At 60.5% G+C, this 17,837-nt stretch carries 12 protein-coding genes; 3 read left to right on the forward strand and 9 right to left on the reverse strand.

Features of this window, described 5'->3' with window-relative positions:
- Positions 1-45 precede the first annotated feature (45 nt).
- A complete protein-coding gene (locus KQI84_11910; protein ID MCB2155582.1) occupies positions 46-912 on the forward strand; it encodes a hypothetical protein in 867 nt (288 codons plus the stop codon).
- Positions 913-915: 3 nt separating this feature from the next.
- Positions 916-1,506 carry a DNA-3-methyladenine glycosylase gene (locus tag KQI84_11915; GenBank protein MCB2155583.1) on the forward strand — a complete coding sequence of 197 codons (591 nt, stop codon included), beginning with the start codon at positions 916-918 and terminating at the stop codon, positions 1,504-1,506.
- Between the two features lie 6 nt (positions 1,507-1,512).
- Here KQI84_11915 and KQI84_11920 read toward each other — a convergent pair whose 3' ends face one another.
- The 9 genes from KQI84_11920 to KQI84_11960 form a co-directional block, all read right to left on the reverse strand.
- Complete coding sequence (locus tag KQI84_11920) at positions 1,513-2,046, reverse strand: DinB family protein (protein ID MCB2155584.1); 534 nt, start codon at positions 2,044-2,046, stop codon at positions 1,513-1,515.
- A gap of 99 nt (positions 2,047-2,145) precedes the next feature.
- On the reverse strand, positions 2,146-3,168 hold the full coding sequence (locus KQI84_11925; protein ID MCB2155585.1) for a CPBP family intramembrane metalloprotease: 1,023 nt from the start codon (positions 3,166-3,168) through the stop codon (positions 2,146-2,148).
- 15 nt (positions 3,169-3,183) lie between these two features.
- Positions 3,184-6,087, reverse strand: coding sequence for an FAD-binding protein (locus KQI84_11930; protein ID MCB2155586.1), 2,904 nt, complete (start codon positions 6,085-6,087; stop codon positions 3,184-3,186).
- Between the two features lie 9 nt (positions 6,088-6,096).
- Positions 6,097-7,086: a DUF1028 domain-containing protein gene (locus tag KQI84_11935; GenBank protein ID MCB2155587.1), complete on the reverse strand. Its 990-nt coding sequence runs from the start codon at positions 7,084-7,086 to the stop codon at positions 6,097-6,099.
- A gap of 24 nt (positions 7,087-7,110) precedes the next feature.
- Positions 7,111-8,430: a hypothetical protein gene (locus tag KQI84_11940; GenBank protein ID MCB2155588.1), complete on the reverse strand. Its 1,320-nt coding sequence runs from the start codon at positions 8,428-8,430 to the stop codon at positions 7,111-7,113.
- Positions 8,431-8,518: 88 nt separating this feature from the next.
- Positions 8,519-10,450: a cadmium-translocating P-type ATPase gene (gene cadA, locus KQI84_11945; protein ID MCB2155589.1), complete on the reverse strand. Its 1,932-nt coding sequence runs from the start codon at positions 10,448-10,450 to the stop codon at positions 8,519-8,521.
- A gap of 168 nt (positions 10,451-10,618) precedes the next feature.
- Positions 10,619-11,977 carry a protein kinase gene (locus KQI84_11950; GenBank protein MCB2155590.1) on the reverse strand — a complete coding sequence of 453 codons (1,359 nt, stop codon included), beginning with the start codon at positions 11,975-11,977 and terminating at the stop codon, positions 10,619-10,621.
- Positions 11,978-12,331: 354 nt separating this feature from the next.
- Positions 12,332-13,762, reverse strand: a complete 1,431-nt coding sequence (locus KQI84_11955; protein MCB2155591.1) for a 2-oxo acid dehydrogenase subunit E2 — start codon at positions 13,760-13,762, stop codon at positions 12,332-12,334.
- A 40-nt stretch (positions 13,763-13,802) separates the two neighbouring features.
- Positions 13,803-15,968, reverse strand: coding sequence for a dehydrogenase E1 component subunit alpha/beta (locus KQI84_11960; protein ID MCB2155592.1), 2,166 nt, complete (start codon positions 15,966-15,968; stop codon positions 13,803-13,805).
- A 541-nt stretch (positions 15,969-16,509) separates the two neighbouring features.
- Between KQI84_11960 and hcp the strand changes: the two genes are divergently transcribed.
- Positions 16,510-17,802, forward strand: a complete 1,293-nt coding sequence (hcp, locus tag KQI84_11965) for a hydroxylamine reductase (GenBank protein ID MCB2155593.1) — start codon at positions 16,510-16,512, stop codon at positions 17,800-17,802.
- Positions 17,803-17,837: the final 35 nt, after the last annotated feature.

Raw genomic sequence — 17,837 nt, forward strand, 5'->3', positions numbered from 1 at the left:
GCACGCCTTGCAGAGGCGTGGAGTTTCACTCGGTTGGAGAGAGTCATGAACATTCGTCGAGCCTTTGCTGTATCAATGATTGCTGGCGTGTGCGGTGCTGCCGCGGCCGAAAGCGCGAACGAAGTCGCAGCGCGCGACGAGATGAACACCATGGCGCAGCAGATGGTCCTTGTCTCTGTCGACACGACCTACTTCACAACGCTCGAGAACCTGAACGACCTGTCCATTGAGCCCGGCGATCCGGACGATCATTTCGATTGGATCAACGACAAAGGCGGGGCGCTCGTGATCGACATGGCGGAGGGGCGTTTCGAGGCCAGTCGCGTCGATCTCGTGAATCGCCCTTCGTCTTTGCAATGGCAGGGACCATACATCACCTATCAACAGGGTCGAGTGGATGGAGTGATGAGCGATTACGATGAAGGCACGCCGCTCGATCCGTGGGGAACACCATACTACTTCTATTCGCCGGTCGGGTTGATTGCCCCCAAGCAGAGCGCTGTTGTGCTGCAGGACTATCAGGACGATTTCGACATGTACACGATCGTCAGCTTCGGTGCCGACGGCATCATGAGCGGGGACGATCTGTTCCATCAGTTCTACGGCAGCGTCGCGTCGCCCACGATCTCGAGCGTGCGCATCGGGCCGGCGACCACGCGTGCCGCGAACTACGTGGCCAGCATCAAGGGCTACTACTTCGGCGCCTCGCAGGGAAGCGGTTCGGTGCTGATCGACGGCGCACCTCCCTTTGCGGTCGCGAGCTGGAGTTCTTCGCTCATCGAAGTGGAACTGGAATCACTGCCTGCAACCGGCGCGACCTTCGGCGTGCAGACCGACGGTGGCGCAAGTCTCTCGTTCACCGGCTATTTGAACGAGGGCGCCACATCCGTGCGAGATTGGGAGCTTTACTGAAGGATGGCAGCCGGCAACGGGAAAGGGCGGCTCACGCTCCGCGAGATCGCACTGCCCGCGATCGAAGCCGCGCCGTCGCTGCTCGGGGCATTGCTCGTGCGCCAGACGCCCGTCGGAAAACGCGTCGCGCGCATTATCGAGACAGAAGCCTACGATGAAGACGATCCTGCTTCCCACTCCTTTGGAAGACAGACCCCGCGTAACAAGATCATGTTCGGGCCGCCTGGCCGTCTGTATGTCTACCTGTCCTATGGAATGCACCACTGCATGAATATCGTCTGCGGTCCGGATGGCCGCGGCGAGGCGGTGCTGATTCGCGCTCTCGAAGCAATCGAGGGAACGGAACTGATGATTGCCTCGCGGAACTGGCAGGGCAAACCCGCCGCGCAGATGCTGAATGGGCCTGGCAAGATCTGCCAGGCCCTCGAAGTCGATCTGTCTCTGAATGGCGCAGACGCGATCCGTGGCGATGCGATCTACTTGATGCGCGGATCACTCCACGATTCAGAAACCGTCATCACAACGCCGCGAATCGGCATTACAAAGGCCGCCGATTGGCCGCGCCGATATGTGCTGACTACGCGCTCTGGCTAGTCAGTCTCAGCAGGGTTCGCCGCCCCAAAGATCGCCGGTATTCACCGGCACGCCTTGCAGCTTCAAATAGTAGAACAACTGGCTCTTGTGCGACTGCTGGTGCTGAATCATCTGCATGACCCGCATGCCGAGGGGCAGCGGACGCGGATCCCATGGCGCCGGGGCGGGCTGCGAATTCAACTTCTCCTCGCCGGCATCGTTGATCGCCTTCAGCGCCATTTCCTTGTCTGCGGCCAGTTTCTCCAGCGCTTCGGCCACGCTGCCGACGGCGGGGAATTTCTCTGCCGGCGGCATCATTTCCTCCATCGACATTTCGCTCATGTCCGCGCCATCGGGCATGCTCCAGTCATTCGTGACGAAGCACTTCGCCGGCTCTCCACAAGCCGTCGCGAGGTGAAGTAGTAACTGCCCCATCGTCATCCAATTGTTCCCCGTCGCCGGTTTCCAATCCAGCGACAACCCCTCCACCTTCGCCATCAGTGCCTTGGTTCCGCCAAAGCCGTCGTTGACCTCTGAGGTCAAGAGTTCAGTCCAGTTCATCGCATTCTCCTTGTGAAGCGAGGTGGAATATGTGTTTGTTGCCAGTGGCGAAATAAAAGCGAAAGCCGTCCGGCGGAGTCAAGGAGAATCAACGATCATTCAGAGTTGGGAGGATTCCGGCCGTTCTGGCTCTTCGGACTCATCGAGTTCCTCGGGAATCTCTGCCAGTACCTCCGCCTGAGCGGCGAGGAACAGCTTCTGGCGCCGGCGTTCCCGCCAATGCGTCCACCAGACGGGAAGGATGTGCACGCGGCCCCGGCGCCATGCGACAGACAGGAGGATTATACTAAGTAGCGTCCCCAGGATGAACGCTGGGAGGCCGGCCTCGGGACCGAAGGAACCGCCAGTCCACAAATCCGGGCCGGACGTTTCGGAGACCAGGAGCTTGGGAAGATGACTGAGCCCCGAAACCGGTGAACCGTAGAGGCTGCCGAGGCAGAAGTTCCAAGCCAGGTGCGTTCCGATCACCATCCACAGTCGTCCCGTGACCATGTACATCGCGCCGAGCATCACGCCCGCTTCGATCGCGATGAGCACCGACGACCAGACGGTTGCACCTGGATTGTGATAATGCACGAAGCCGAAAAGAAGTCCGCTGATCAGCAGCGCCACTGGAGAGCCGAACATCTCCTCGATCAGCCGAAAGAGGACGCCGCGAAAAAGGAGTTCCTCGAAGAACGCAACCAGCACGAACAGCAGGAAGGTGGCGAGTAACCCGTAAGGCATCACATTGCTGTCGCCAAAGTTCGTCCCCACTACCCTGTACCAGCCGGCGGCCATCTCGAACAGGATGATTGTCGTGATGAACCCAAAACCGATGCCGATTCCAAGGAACGTCTCCGACGTGGCCGTGTCGGGATTGAACTCGTCTAACTCGCGCCGCGCGGCGAATCGCGCGACAAGCCAGACAGCGCCCAACAGGGCCAGCAGCATGACGCATTCTTGAACGATCCCGGCGCCGAGTTCGGGAAACGGCCCGCCCCCCGGGGCGAAGCGGATCCCGAGCGTGGAGTGGAGGAAGCCCAGAATAAGGCCGAGCAGCCATCCAAAGACCGCCGCCCAAAACAGAATGAGAATCAATCGGACAGGTGGAAACCCAAGAATTCTCTGGTGCAATTTCATTCGCACACTCCGTCCTTAACGATGCCAGCGGCCGAAGACAGTGCGCCCGAAAGCTTCGACGACATGCATGGCGTAGCGACCCGTGCCGTCGGCGATCTGGTGACGGCAACTGAAACCGTTCGCAACAATGATTGTCCGATCGTTTGCCTCGCGAACAGCGGGCAGGAGCCGACGCTCTCCGATCGCGTTTGAAATCTCGTAGTGTTCCGCCTCGTAACCGAACGAGCCTGCCATGCCGCAACACCCGGAATCGACTTCTCGGATCACGGGGGGCTTGCCCGGCGAGGTGAGTTCCAACAGCCGTCGTGTCGCGTTCGTCGTCTCAAGCGCCTTCTGATGGCAATGCCCGTGAATGAGAAACTCCGGCAGGATGGGCTGAAACCGGGGACGGAGTCGGCTTGCTTCCAGTGTGCGCACCAGAAAGTCGTCTGCGCCGAACGCATTGCGCGCCACCTGTTGCGCCGTCATGCGATTCGGAACCAGGTCCGGCAAGTCATCCTTCAAAGCGGACAGGCAACTCGGTTCGAGCACAAGCACCGGCACGCCCTCCTCCGCGTACGGCGCCAAGGTCTCGACCGTGCGCGCGCCGTCGCGCCGGGCGGCATCCAGGAAACCCTTCGAGATGCGGGTGCGCTGGCAGCACGCCCCGGAAATCAACTCCACGCGATAGCCCAACACGGCGAGTACACGCACGAGCAGACGCGCTGGGCCAGTTTCGTGATAGCTCGCCCAGCAATCGCCGAACAATGCAACGCGCGGTGCGTCGGAGGAAAGATGTTCGCGCCGGCGCATGAACCAATCGCGCAAGGGCTGGCGCGCGAACTTCGGCAACGTGCGTTCCGTTGCGATGCCCAGGCGATCGAGAACCTGCCGCCGGATGATGGAACTCTTCAACGCGGCATTCGCGAACGGGGCCAGCCCGCCGCTGAACAGGGCCCCTGAGCGTGGAGCTTCGGCGAATAGTCGCTCACGCAACGTCTTTCCGTACTTCGCGTGCCAGTGCGCGAGGAACTCGCTCTTCAGTCGCGCCATGTCGACATTGCTGGGGCACTCTGTCTTGCACGCCTTGCATTCAAGGCAAAGGTCGAGCACCTCGTGCAAGCGCTTATCGCCGAGTCCCTTCGGGCCAAGTTGGCCAGAGATCGCTAGCCGTAGTGCATTCGCACGACCACGCGTCGTGTGTTCTTCGTCGCGCGTTGCCATGTAGGACGGACACATCGTTCCCTCGCCCGTCTTACGGCAGGCTCCAACGCCGTTGCACATTTCAATGGCGCCCGCAAAGCCGCGCATCTCGGAGAAACGGAAGAACGTCTCGGGCAACCGCACGTTGTAATGCGGACCGAAGCGCTGATTCTCTCCGATTGCCGGTGTATCGAAGATTCGGCCGGGATTCATCAAACCATCCGGATCGAAAACGCGCTTCGTTTCGCGAAACGCCTCAATCATTTCAGGGCCCCAGAACTCCTCGTTCAACGCACCGCGCGAGATTCCATCGCCGTGCTCGCCGCTCCACGAGCCGCCGAACTCCTTCACCATCTGCATCGTCTCGCGCGCAATTGGCTCGAGCATTTCGCGATGGTCGGTGCGCTTCATGTTCATCACCGGGCGCACATGCACGACGCCGACGCTGGCGTGTCCATAGAGCAGCGTCCGGATGCCGCGCTGCGCACAGATCTGGACAACACGAGGCAGATACTCCGCAAGCCGCTCCGGGGGAACGCACGCATCCTCGATAAAGGGCACGGGCTTTTCGTCGCCGGGCATGGCCAGCATCACGCCGAGGCTCTTGCGACGTAGTTCGGTCAGTCGGGCGCGCGCCACTGCATCCACAATCACCGGGTTCGCATAGCCGATCGCGTTACCGCTCAGGTCTCGTGTCAGGCGACTCGTCACCGCCTTCAGCGCCTCGTCTGACTCCGCGCTCAGTTCGACGACCAGCATCGCCTCCGGCCGGCCTTCGATGAATCCGCAGAGATCGCGCGTGCTCGGATTGTTTTGAGAGAGGCGAATCAACTCGCCATCCATCAACTCGACCGAGAGAGGATCGTGCGCGAGCAACTGAGGTACGGCGCGCAGCGCTTCGTCCATCGAAACAAAATGAATTGCCACTGCGGCGACGTGCTCGGGTGGCTCGGAGATCGCAACGGTGGCTTCCAGCATCACCGCCAGCGTTCCCTCGGCGCCGCAGATCAGCTTGGCAAGATTCCACGGTTGGCCGAGCGCAAACTCGTCCAGGCTGTACCCTCCGACGCGTCGCATGACCTTCGGGAAACGCGCTTCGATCAACTCCCGATGGCGATCCAGCACCGTTCCAATACCGCGCAAGAGACGGCCTTCTATGGAATCTCCCGCGATTAAGTCGGCAACTTCCTGCGGCGATCGCTGGCGCAATTCGACGAACTCGCCCGATGCCAGCATAACGCGACACGCAATGACGTGTTCCGACGTGCGCCCATACTGGATGCTTCGCATACCGCTGGAGTTGTTGCCGATCATGCCGCCGATATTCGCGCGATTGCTCGTCGAAGTTTCCGGCGCGAACTCGAGACCATGAGGCTTCAGTTGCGCGTTCAACTCGTCGCGTACAACGCCGGGCTGCACGCGCGCCCAACGTTCCGACGGATTGATCTCAAGGACGCGGTTCATGTGCTTCGAAACATCCAGCACAATCCCGCTGTTCGTCGCCTGCCCGGCCAGGCTTGTCCCGCCGCCGCGTGGAAGAACGGCTATGCGGTGGCGTCGGGCGATCTCCAGGGCGATCGCGATGTCTGCTTCCGAGCGCGGCGTTACAACGGCGATCGGCTCGAACTGATACAGGCTCGCATCCGTGGCATAGATTCCACGTCGGACACGATCGACCAGGACTTCTGAAGGAAGCCGACGCCTGAGCTCATCGCGAACCTGATCGTACAGCAACATGCCTCTTGCTCACTCCGTCCCCACTAATTTCTTGAATTCGGGGTCATTGTACAGCCACTCGTAATCTGGATCCTGTGCGGCGCGCGGACCATAGCGCTCATCCAGGGCAATGGCCTTGCCCAGCAATTCCAGCGCACCGGACTTCTTGCCTGCCTTCGACAGGAAGCACCCGTAGTGGTAATAGCCTTCCGGATTCTTCGGCTGCAGAGCGATCATCTCGTCGCCCATATCGAAAGCGCGATCGAATTCCTTCTCATCCGCGAGGCGATAGCCTTCCATGATGAGCGCGTTGTACTTCCAGATGTGAAAGATGCGGCGCAGTTCTTTGATCGGCTCTTCGTGATCGTCCACGCGCAGATCGCAATACACATCGTTGTAGCCGCCGTAGCCCGCGCCCTTCTTGACGATATAGATCGCGGCGGATTGCATGCCGCGCGAGTCGCCGCCGGCTGCCTGTCCCGCTTCAATCGCGCGCAGCAGGCGTTCGCCGAGAAGTTCACCCTTGGAATCGAGATAGGCCTTCTCCATTGCGACGACGACCTCTTCGCCCGTCAGGATGTTGCCTTGCACGGCGTAATTCTTCCCCGCACGGCCGCCTGCCCATTCCATGCACTCCTTGCCCGTGTACGTGGCTGAGTGCCCTTCCGCATCGACGATTCCGACCTGGCGATGTTCGCGTTGCTGGTCGCTGGCCAGCAGAAGGTCGAGCGTCTCATGCACAGACATACCTTCCTTCAGCAGACGCAAGCCGCGCGGCCCGAAGGTCGTGTTGCCGAATGCCTGGCTCGCGATCGCACCGACTTCCGCTTCGGCAAACGGCACGACGGATCCGACGGCGAAGAACTTCGACTGCACGGCTACGCCGAGTTCTCCGGTTTCCGGATCGTAGGCGACGATCGAAAACGTGGAGATGTTCTCTGTTGGTTGTTCGGCCCTGGCGACCGTGAAAAGACCCGCGAGAAGCAACAGGGCGAGGAATGTGACTTTGAATCGGACCATGATCGAACCTCCTGAGGAAGTGCGTTATTGTTCGGCACAGCGTACTTGAGCGGCAATCGTTTCTCCATCAATTACCCAAGTCGTTTCCGGTTCCGCCACCAGGCGATCCGTGCGCACCAGCACAAGGACTTCACCCGAGGGCAGATTCTTCAAGTCTACATGCGATGTCGAGGCGGCCAATTTCTGCGTGGCGATGATCTGCGATGGCCGTGGGGCGTTGGCATCTGCGGCCGCCTCAACGACAGCAAGTTCAAAAGGTACATCCGGCGGATTAACGATGCTGATGGAAAGAGTGCCGCCGCCATCCAGCGCCACTCGCCCCTCCCAGTTGTAGTCCGTTGTCCCCGAGATTTCGATGTCTGTCGCGATTGTGCGCTTCCACGCCGGAGACATCGTGGCCTCCTGGAGTTCCAGCATATATGTGCCATACGTCAGCGGCGAAACCGTCAGGCAATCGCCTTCCGGCGCAAGCAGGCGGTAGTAGTCTTGAGAGATCGGATCATCCTGCAGCGACAGGCGAAACCACGCATCCGTCGGTTCCGCAGTGAAGCAGATGCCGAAGCCCGCAGCTTCCTCGAAGTGAAACTCCTGGATGACGTCGTCGCGAACATCGAGCACGAGCCGATCCGGCAAACACGCCAGCGCATCTGTGGTCGGAACATCCGATCGGCCGGCAACAACCAGTTCGTAAATCGACGGTTCGACGTTCGCGAACAGGATACTGCCCGAGGGGCTCGACTTCATTCGACGCGCAACGAGCTCCGGCTCATTGATCTCGACAAGATACACAATGCCATTCTGCAGGGGGGCGTCTCCAAAGGTGATCTCTCCCCCGACTTCCGGCAGCTTGTCGCCTCCCATTTCGACAATCAGATCCTGGCTCTGCGAGAGGCGGAACTCGCGGCGTGCCACGAAGCCCGAATCCGTACGAACCAGCAGTTGATAGATATCTTCGTCCAATCCTGGAAAGCGGAATCCCTCCGCCGATTGCTCTCTAACCGTTTGCCACGCATGATCCTGCCACCTTTGCAGAACAGCGCGCTGCGCATCAGGATAAGTTGTGAAGTTCACGCGGCCGGCCACTGATCCGAGAGCAGGTGTCGGAGAAGGCGTCGGCTCCGGGGTTGGCGTCGGTGTCAAGGGAGGCGATTGTGTGGGCGTTGCCGCTGGCTTGATTCCCTGTACCGCTTCCGGCCCGCCTGCGAGCGTGATCGCGGAGGCCCGCTCTGAAGCTTCACGATTCTGCCGGGCGAGCGACGTGAGTTGAATCCAGACAAGACCCACGACGGTCAGAAGCACGACCGCTGCGACGACCGCCAGTATCTTGTCGGGCTTCTTCCACATGGCAGGCCTCTCCGCGCGTTCTCAACGCCGGGAGCAGTCTGCAGACTCGCGCGGGTGGGCGGAAATCGAAAAGACTCGGGAAGAGGGACTATGCGGGTTGCGGAATCGGTTGGGGGGCGCCGTGCGTGCCACTGGGCAGCTTCTGTTCGGTCCGCAGGAGGAGCCGAAGGCTGTTCAGAACGACCAGCACCGTGCCGCCTTCGTGCCCGAACACGCCGAGCGACAACGGCAGTCCACCGACGATTGCAAACCCGACCAGAATCGCCGCCGCGCCGATTGCGACGACCAGGTTCTGGCGAACAATCCGCCGCGCCGCACGGCCAAGATCGAGCGCCTCGACAAGGTCCGGCAGACGATCCTTGACGAGCACGATGTCCGCCTGCGCGAGCGTTGCGGCGCTGCCGCGCATACCCATGGCAACGCCGACTTCCGCGGCGGCCAGCGCCGGCGCATCGTTCACGCCATCGCCGACCATCATGACCTGACCGCCGCTGCTCCCGTCCGCCGCCTTTGCAACGGCTTCCCATTTCTGCTCCGGGCGCAAATCGCCGAAGGCTTCCTCGATGCCCAACTGGCCCGCCAGGCGATTGACTGCGTTGGTCAGGTCTCCGCTGAGAAGCAGAACGCGCACACCGCGTTGCTTCAATGCCGCGACGGTTTCCGCTGCCTGCTCGCGAAGCGTCTCGCTCAAATGGAAACACATCCGCGGCTGGCCATCGGCAGACAGAACGACGCGTGCATTCTGCGCCGCTGCACACTCCTCGCCGTCGCGATGCTTAACCGGGCAACGCCCCAGCATCACCTTACCGCCATCATGCAGCGCATGCACGCCTTCCCCCGCGACCTCGGCGATGTCACTGAGATCGTGTCGGCACTCATCAGAATCTTCGGAAATGTGGCGCAGCACGGCGCCCGCCGCGGGATGCGTTGACGACCCGGCCAGACGGCGCGCCAGAGAAAGCTGATGATCACGATCTTCGGAATACGGCGTAACGCTGCTGACGCTCGGCTCGCCGGTCGTCAGCGTACCCGTTTTGTCCAGCGCAACCGTTCGTACGCCTGCTGCGGCGAGCAAACCGCGGCCACCGTGGAAGAGAATTCCGCGGCGTGCTCCAGCCGCGATGCCCGCCAGGACGGCACTCGGAATCGACAACACCAGTGCGCACGGCGACCCCGCAACAAGTAGAACCATGGCGCGATAACCCGCGACCTTGAACGGCAGGCCCAACGCCAACCACCAGATCAGAAATCCCGCAATCGATGCGAACAGAATCGCCGCCGTGAAGTACCGCCCGACGCGATCGCTCAGGACTTGCGCCTGAGAACGATGGCTGGGTGCGGACTCGACCAACTGGATGATCTTCTGGTAGGCGCTTTCTCGTGCGAGATGAATGACCTGGACGCGGACAAGCCCCCCGCCGTTCAACGCGCCCGAGGGAATCTCCGCACCCGGTTCCGGCGTCAACGGTTCGGACTCGCCGGTGATCGCCGACATGTCGATCGTCGTCTTTCCCTGCGCCAGGATGCAATCGACGGGGAACTTTTCGCCGGGGCGAACTTGCAGCAGATCGCCGGCCTTGATTTGATCGAGCGGAATCTCCTCGACGTCATCGTCGCTTCCCACGCGATGCGCCGTGTCCGGCATTTCCGTCGTCAGCGCTTCGATGGCCGACCGCGTACGACGACGCGCGTAGGCCTCCATGGAACGGCTTGCTCCGAAGAGCACGAGCAATGTTGCGCCCTCCGCCGGATGCCCGAGCGCCCATGCTCCCAACGCAACCAGCAGCATCAGGAAATCGACATCGAACGTTCCCTCGGCGATTTCCTCGGCGGCCTCGACCAATGGATACCGCATCCCGGCCGCAAAACTGATCAGGTAGAACACCGAGGCAAGCGGCAACCACAGATGCTCGGCCGTCATCGCGAGCAATAACGCCACCAGGCAAATCACCGTCGCAACGATCTGCGGCTGCCAGTCGGCGGATTCTTCTTCGTGGTTGTGGTTGGCCTGATCACTCATAGTGCATTGATCGTAGGCACGGTCCGTTCCCACGGCAAACTCTTAATTTCGTCGGGAAGTGGGGGAGAGGTTTGAGTATGCCAAGACCCGTTTGGAGTGCATCGCCTGGTGGTGGCAAGCATGGCTTGCCCTGAACGAACGTTGAAGCGCGACTTCAGCAGTCGAGGCCTAATCCCCTTCTGCGTCCAGTGCATTCTCGATGAAGTTGGCCAATGCCATCAAAGATTCGTCGGAGTGTTTGAACATCTGATACTGACGCAGGGAGCGTGGTAGATCTCTGGGCTCCATCCCGTCGATATAGGAGAATACGTGGCCCGCCGGTTTCAGACCACTCCGAATATCATTGATGAAGCCGCTCCACTCGGACTCAACCCACCTCGATTCCAGGTGCTCTCTCGAGGTTCCGACGGCAACGACTACCATGGCGGCATCAAGCGCGCGATCAATGGCTTGCTGATACGCCGAGGCGCCCATCTTCTCGAGCGAGACGCTGCTCAGAAATACCTTGAAGCCCCTGGCGGTAAGGTAGTCGTAGAGCGTACGGGCCAGTTGGCTGTCTCTGGTCTGCCGTCCATTCGCATCGAGATTCTTGAAGGAAATGAAGACTTGATGGTCGGAATCTGAAGTTCGGGTGCTGGCACGAGTCTTCTCTTCGAGAGGTCGCGTGCCCGGCGCGGGGGATTCGGACTGGAACGTTCCCAGCAGGCTTTCTATCTCATCCATACAGGCCGATGCGGATGGGAAGCGGGCGTCGGGATTCTTCGCCAGAAGCTTATCGATCAGGTATTGGCACTGTCTGTGTCGGGATGGCAGGGAGGGAACAGGTTCTCTGATGTGCATCTTAAGCACTTCGATCGGAGTCTTGTCGTCGAAAGGCTTCGTTCCAGTCAGCATCTCGTAGATTGTAATTCCCAGATTGTAGAGATCGCTGCGCCCATCGATGTCCGACCCTCCACGGATCTGTTCCGGACTCATATAGTGTTCGGTGCCCGCGTACCAACCGGTGATGCGGTCCAAATCACTCGTCACGACTTCACGGGTATAGCCGCTGAGCATTGTGCTTCTCGTAGCATCAAACCAGACGTTGCTCGGTTTGACATCCCGATGAACCAGACCCCTGCCGTGGATGTACTCCAACGCGCGACAGATATCTTTGGCGACTTCAAGGGTCTGGGGAACTGCAATGCTCCCTTGATCGAGTCCTTGCGAGAGCGTCCCTCCGTATGGATAGGCAGCAATATAGAAAGGGGTCCCATCATACTCGCCGACGTCATAGACTGGAACGATGTTTGGGTGATTGAATCCTGCAGCAGTGTCCCCTTCATTTTTGAATCGCTCCTCCTCGTCTCTGAACGCCCCCTGGCGGCTCTTCTCAGGGGGGCGAAAAGCGTGAATTCGCGAAATCTTCAAGACCACTCGTCTGTCGTAGCGCTCATCGATCGCCTCGTAGGCCTCGTGCAATCCTTCGGTCGCCATGTGCGACCCGATGCGATAGTGGCCCAGTCTGGTGTCCTTTGGGATCGTCATGACGATGTTGCTGCCTTTCTGTGCAGGAGGTTCCGCAACTCATAGACGCAGGAAGTGGGTTCGGTACCCATTTCGGATTGCCACATCTCCGCCGGACACGTGGCGAAATACCGTTTCTTCAACTGACGATTGAAAGACCTCGACACCCTCACTCGCTGCCGCGGCTACTACTCCGATCATCCAGGTTCTCCTGCGAGGCGCAATACGCAATGATACTGTTCGAGATTGTGATTCGCGAGGTCGGTGAGAATCCTTTACCGCGGCTCTGCGCCATCCCGGGGCGGAGCGCAAAAAGGAGAGGGCCCTGCCGGTTGGCAGGGCCCAGTTGGGAAGGTAGTGAGGGGAAATCGACTACTAGTCCAGTACGTGGAAGTCGGCCTTCTCGATGCGTTCTTTGATGGTGGACATGAAGGAGTCTGCGACCCAGCCGTCGATGGCGCGGTGATCGATGCCGAGTGTCAGGATCACGCGGTCACGAATCGCGATCATGTCGCTGCCGTCGGGGCCTTCGATCACCGAAGGGCGCTTGTGAATGGCGCCGACGTGCATGATGGCGACCTGCGGCTGGGCGATGATTGGAGTGCCAAACAGCGCGCCCTTCTGGCCGGGGCTTGTGATCGTAAACGTGCCGCCTTCCACGTCCGCCGCGTTCAGCTTCTTCATGCGCGCACGATGCGCGATGTCCGCCAGACCGCGTGCAATGCCCACCATGCTCTTCTCTTCAAGATTCCGAACGACCGGAACAATCAGGCCATCTTCCAGCGCCACCGCGACGCCCATGTTCACGTGACGGTGATAGACGATGTTGTCGTTTTCGATGCTGCTGTTGAGGATCGGGAAATGCACCAACGCATCGGCCGCGGCGCGCATGATGAACGCGAGCGGAGTCAGCTTCACGCCGTAGCGCGCTTCAAACTCCTTGCGCGATTCGTTGCGCAGACGCGTTGTCGCGGTCATGTCGATTTCGAACACGGTGTAGGCGTGGGGGCTGATCCGACGGCTTTCGACCATGTGCTGCGCGATCATCTTGCGCATCGTCGACATCGGCTCGACGCGTTTCAGTTCACCTTCCTCAAACCCGATGGGGCGTGCGCCTTCCGGAGCGCGCATCTCGGCCGTTGCACCATTCGGCGATTTCGGTGTCGGCGCCTTCGCGCGTCCCGGCGTGTGGGGACGGAAGTCATCCTTTGCCTGCTCCACCATGCGCTGCTGCTCCAGGAACGCCATGACATCGGCCTTTGTGACACGGCCGCGCGTGCCCGTGCCCTTGATCTGCTCGATGTCCAGACCGAGTTCCTTGGCGATGTTCCGAACAAGCGGCGTGCTCTTGCGGCGCAGCAACTTCTCGCGCTCCATCTCGACGGCCGAATGCTCCGTGCTCATTTCGCGTGGCGCTGCCGGCGGTGGGGGAGCGGCTGCACCGCCGACCGTCTCCTGCGCCAGGGCTTTCGCTTTCTGGCCGGAGCGCGCCTGCGCTTCCTTGCTCATCGCGTGCGGTTCTTCGTCGCGCTTCTTCTGCTCGACCGCTTTTTCGATTTCGCCCAGCTTTGTCCCGACAGGAGCCAGCCGCGCGATCACCGTATCCACATCCACCGTTTCGCCTTCGCTGTGAACGATCTCGGCAAGCACGCCATCGTCCGGCGCGGGGATTTCGGCCTCCACCTTTGCGGTGGAGATTTCCAGCAATGTTTCATCTTCGCGAACCGTGTCGCCCACCCGCTTGTGCCACTTCACGATCGTGGCTTCCGTGATGCTCTCGCCCATCTGGGGCATTTGAATGTCCATGTAGTTCGTGGTCGGCATGGAAGGGTAACTCTCTTTGGAATTAGTAGGTCGAAATCTCGCGGATGGTTTTCAGGATGTCATCGGAATTCGGTAGGATAGCCTCTTCCAGAATCGGTGAGTAGGCCACCCAGGTGTGCAACGATCCGACGCGACGCACCGGCGCGTCCAGCCACTCGAAGCAGTTCTCGCCGATCAGCGAGGCGATCTCGCCGCCAAAGCCGCCGGTCGTTGCTTCCTCGCTGACGATCACAGCACGGTGCGTCTTGCGGACGCTGGCGAAGATCGTCTCCTCATCCAACGGGTTCAGCGTGCGAATGTCGATTACTTCAGCCTCGTAGCCATCTTCGTTCGCCAGGCGACTCGCCGCATCCAGACTGCGCTGCACGGCCGCGCCCCACGTGATGATCGTCAGATCGCTGCCTTCGCGCTTCGTTGCTGCCTGGCCGAAGGGAATCGTGTAGTCTTCGCCCGGGTACACGTCGCGGTTGTAGCCCTGATAGTAGAGGTGCTTGTGTTCGAGGAACAGCACCGGGTCGTCGCAACGAATTGCGGTGCGGAGCAACCCCGCGGCGTCCGCCGCAGAGGACGGGTAGACGACACGCAGCCCGGGGCACTGGACGAAGATGCACTCGCCCGTCTGGCTGTGGTAAATGCCGCCGCCGCGCAAGTAGCCACCCGTCGGGACACGGACAACCACGGGACAAGTCCACTCGCCGCCGGAACGGTATCGCATCGTCGCCAGCTCGTCGCGAATCTGCTGCATCGCCGTCCAGATGTAATCGAAGAACTGCACTTCGCAAACCGGGCGCAAGCCGCGGCTCGCCATACCGATTGCGCGGCCGACGATGTTCGCTTCTGCCAGCGGCCCGTTGAAGCACCGCGCCTTGCCGAACTTGCGCTGCAGACCGTGCGTGATCTTGAAAACGCCGCCCTTGCCCTTGCACTCCGACAAGGCTGTCTCGTTCGAGCAATCCGCCACGTCCTGGCCAAACACGAGGATGCGTTCGTCAGCTTCCATCTCGTCCATCAGCGTCCGGTTGATTGCCTGGCCCATCGGAATGGCATCCTTGGCCGGCCCGCGAACGGGCGTCGGGCAGGAGAAGAGATCGCGGTCCAGCGGGCTGTTCTCAACCGTGTAAAGATGATCCACCGCCATGTCCGGCGTCGGCTTCTCCGCGTCGAGGGCGCCGTGGACGGCTGCACGCAGAACCTTCTCGACCTCTTCCCGCAGATCTTCGATCTCCTTCTCCGTGAAGTGATCGTTTTCCAGCAGGAAGCGCTCGAATTGGGTAATCGGGTCGCGGTTCTTCTCGTCTTCCAATTCTTCCTTCGTGCGATAGTAGACGTGATCGTCGGACAGCGAATGCGAATACGGCCGCGTGACCGTCGCATTGATCAGAACCGGGCCGATCTCGCCCGACCGCATCCGGTCCGTCAAATCCTGCAGGATGGAGATCGTACCCATCAGATCGGTTCCATCCATCGAGACGGTCGTCAGGTTCGGATAGCTCGCGCAGGCCTTGGCAATGTCGCCGCCGGGGATATTCTCTGTGCTCGGGACCGAAATCGCGTAGCCATTGTTTTCCACCACAAACAGCACCCGCAGATTCCTGATACAGGCGGTGTGCAGCGACTCGTGAAATTCTCCCTGGTGCGACGTTCCGTCACCCAGGCTGACGTACACGATTTCATCCTTGTTCGCGGGCAGATCCAGATCGAAATGCCGGATCGTCTCCTCGGACTCGCTGCAACCGACAGCCTGGTTACATTGGCTTCCGGTCGGGCTGGACTGGCTGACAATATTCAGTCCCCGATGTCCGAAGTGACTCGGCATCTGGCGGCCGTGAGAGGACGGGTCATCCTTCGCGCCCGTGGCCTGCATCAGCATCTCCAAAGGCGTCACGCCTAACTGCAGCACGAGCGCGCGGTCGCGGTAGTACGGGTAAAACCAATCGTAGGAGGGCTTCAGGACAAAGCCCGCGGCGGTACAGAGCGCTTCGTGGCCGGCGCCGCTGATTTGGAAATACGCCTGATTGCGCTTCCGCATGGCGATCTCCGCATCGTCGATACGGCGAGACATCACCATGTTCTTGAACAAGGCGGCCATCTGTTCGCGGGACAGGTTCGGGAGCTTCGGCTGGGGCGTGGAGTGTTTCTGACCCCTCGTGGGGGTTTTACCTACCGCCGGGGCTTCAGTGGTCGTCATCGATGGCAACTCCAGGAAAGAAATTCCGCGTCAAATACCGGGCAGATTCTCATGCCCACTTCTCCAAGCAAGATCCCGGCTCGCTCCATCCGGTGAAGCCACAGCAGCCTTCTGATGCCGAAAGGACGGCGCTTCGCCGGTTCCATTCGCCTTGGGATTTGCCCGATGCAGCAGGGAAATCGCGTATCTTCGTGCCCTTTCGGGCCAGCGGCGAATTGATGTGTCATAGGATGCAAGTCCGGTTCCAGTTCCAAGTGCGAGTCCATGAAAGCCGACGCGACAGAACCCTGCAAGGGGAACGTTTACTTACAATTGACCGCCGATGGGAGCCTTTTATTCAATCCACGGTCCAAATTCGTCGCCCGGGTGAAGGATACCCACCTTCAGCTCTCGCTCCATCGAATAATTCTGGATATTTGAGGGTATGAATATCTAAAATCTCTGTTTTCTTGATTTCGATCAAGGAATCCCTGAAGCCATCTCGCTAGCTTCCCAATCAGCAGGAGCAAATACCAGCCAGCGAGGAACGGAAATCATGAGCATGTTCTGCAATCAGTGCGAGCAAGCCGCTAATGGCATAGGCTGCAGCGTTGTGGGCGTTTGCGGGAAAGACCCGGACATGGAGTCCCTTCAACAACTTCTTCTCTACGGCCTGAAGGGCATGGCCGCATACAAGCACCACGCCCGGCGCCTCGGCCAGGACGACCCCGAGGTCAACGAGTTCATCGAGCGCGCTCTGTTTGCGACGATGACCAACGTGAACTTCGACATCGACAGTCTCTTCGCCCTTTGCATGGAGTGCGGTGAAAAGAACATCCGCGTCATGCAGATGCTGAACGACGGACACGTTGAAGTGCTCGGCAAGCCATCTCCGACTGTCGTGAAGCGCGGCCTGAAGAAGGCCCCCGGTATCCTGATCACCGGACACGATCTGGCCGATATGCTCCACCTGCTGGAAGCAACCAAAGACACGGGCATCATGGTCTACACGCACGGCGAGATGCTGCCCGGCCACATGTATCCGAGGCTCCGTGAGTATCCCCACCTGGCCGGCCACTACGGCGGCGCCTGGCAGAAGCAGAAGCGTGAGTTCGAGGAGTTCGGTGGGCCGATCGTCGTCACGACCAACTGCGTGCTGCAACCGCGCGAGAGCTACGCCGACCGGATCTTCCTGACGAATGCCACGGGCGTTTCCGGCGGCCAGTACATCCAGGACGACGACTTCAGCGTCGTGATCGCGAAGGCGAAGGAAATCGGCGATCTGGCCGAGGTCGAAGATGGAGAAATCGAGCTGGGCTATCACTGGACCGTGCTGCTGGACAACGCGCAGGCTGTGGTCGACGCGTTCAAGTCCGGCGCCCTGCGTCACGTTTACCTGATCGGCGGATGCGACGGCGCCGAACTGGGCCGCAACTACTTCAGCGAATTCGCCCAGAAGACGCCGGATGACTCGCTGATCTTGACGCTCGGCTGCGGAAAGTACCGCATCATGGACCACGATTACGGTCGGTTTGGTCCCTTCCCACGCCTGCTCGACATGGGCCAGTGCAACGATGCCTACGGTGCCGTGCAGGTCGCTCTTGCGCTGGCCGAGGCATTCGAGTGCGGCGTCAACGATCTGCCGCTGTCGCTGGTGATTTCCTGGTTCGAGCAGAAGGCCGTGGCCGTGCTGCTGTCGCTGCTGCACCTGGGCGTGAAGGGCATCCGCATCGGGCCCAAGCCGCCTGCCTTCATCACCCCGAACATCATGGCGGTCCTGCAGGAGAAGTTCGATCTGAAGCTGACCGGCGAAGCGACCGCCGACCTGGCGGCGACCCTGGCAACCAGCGCCTGACGAAGTAAGCAAAACCCCTCCCCTCCTCGCTCCTC

This window comes from bacterium, from assembly GCA_020444065.1.
Lineage (GTDB): Bacteria > Sumerlaeota > Sumerlaeia > SLMS01 > JAHLLQ01 > JAHLLQ01.

Excerpts from the sequence above, each read along its gene's own strand:
- KQI84_11910 (MCB2155582.1), top strand. The coding sequence starts at position 46 with ATGAACATTCGTCGAGCCTTTGCTGTATCAATGATTGCTGGCGTGTGC.
- KQI84_11915 (MCB2155583.1), top strand. The coding sequence starts at position 916 with ATGGCAGCCGGCAACGGGAAAGGGCGGCTCACGCTCCGCGAGATCGCA.
- KQI84_11920 (MCB2155584.1), bottom strand. The coding sequence starts at position 2,046 with ATGAACTGGACTGAACTCTTGACCTCAGAGGTCAACGACGGCTTTGGC.
- KQI84_11925 (MCB2155585.1), bottom strand. The coding sequence starts at position 3,168 with ATGAAATTGCACCAGAGAATTCTTGGGTTTCCACCTGTCCGATTGATT.
- KQI84_11930 (MCB2155586.1), bottom strand. The coding sequence starts at position 6,087 with ATGTTGCTGTACGATCAGGTTCGCGATGAGCTCAGGCGTCGGCTTCCT.
- KQI84_11935 (MCB2155587.1), bottom strand. The coding sequence starts at position 7,086 with ATGGTCCGATTCAAAGTCACATTCCTCGCCCTGTTGCTTCTCGCGGGT.
- KQI84_11940 (MCB2155588.1), bottom strand. The coding sequence starts at position 8,430 with ATGTGGAAGAAGCCCGACAAGATACTGGCGGTCGTCGCAGCGGTCGTG.
- cadA (MCB2155589.1), bottom strand. The coding sequence starts at position 10,450 with ATGAGTGATCAGGCCAACCACAACCACGAAGAAGAATCCGCCGACTGG.
- KQI84_11950 (MCB2155590.1), bottom strand. The coding sequence starts at position 11,977 with ATGACGATCCCAAAGGACACCAGACTGGGCCACTATCGCATCGGGTCG.
- KQI84_11955 (MCB2155591.1), bottom strand. The coding sequence starts at position 13,762 with ATGGACATTCAAATGCCCCAGATGGGCGAGAGCATCACGGAAGCCACG.
- KQI84_11960 (MCB2155592.1), bottom strand. The coding sequence starts at position 15,968 with ATGACGACCACTGAAGCCCCGGCGGTAGGTAAAACCCCCACGAGGGGT.
- hcp (MCB2155593.1), top strand. The coding sequence starts at position 16,510 with ATGTTCTGCAATCAGTGCGAGCAAGCCGCTAATGGCATAGGCTGCAGC.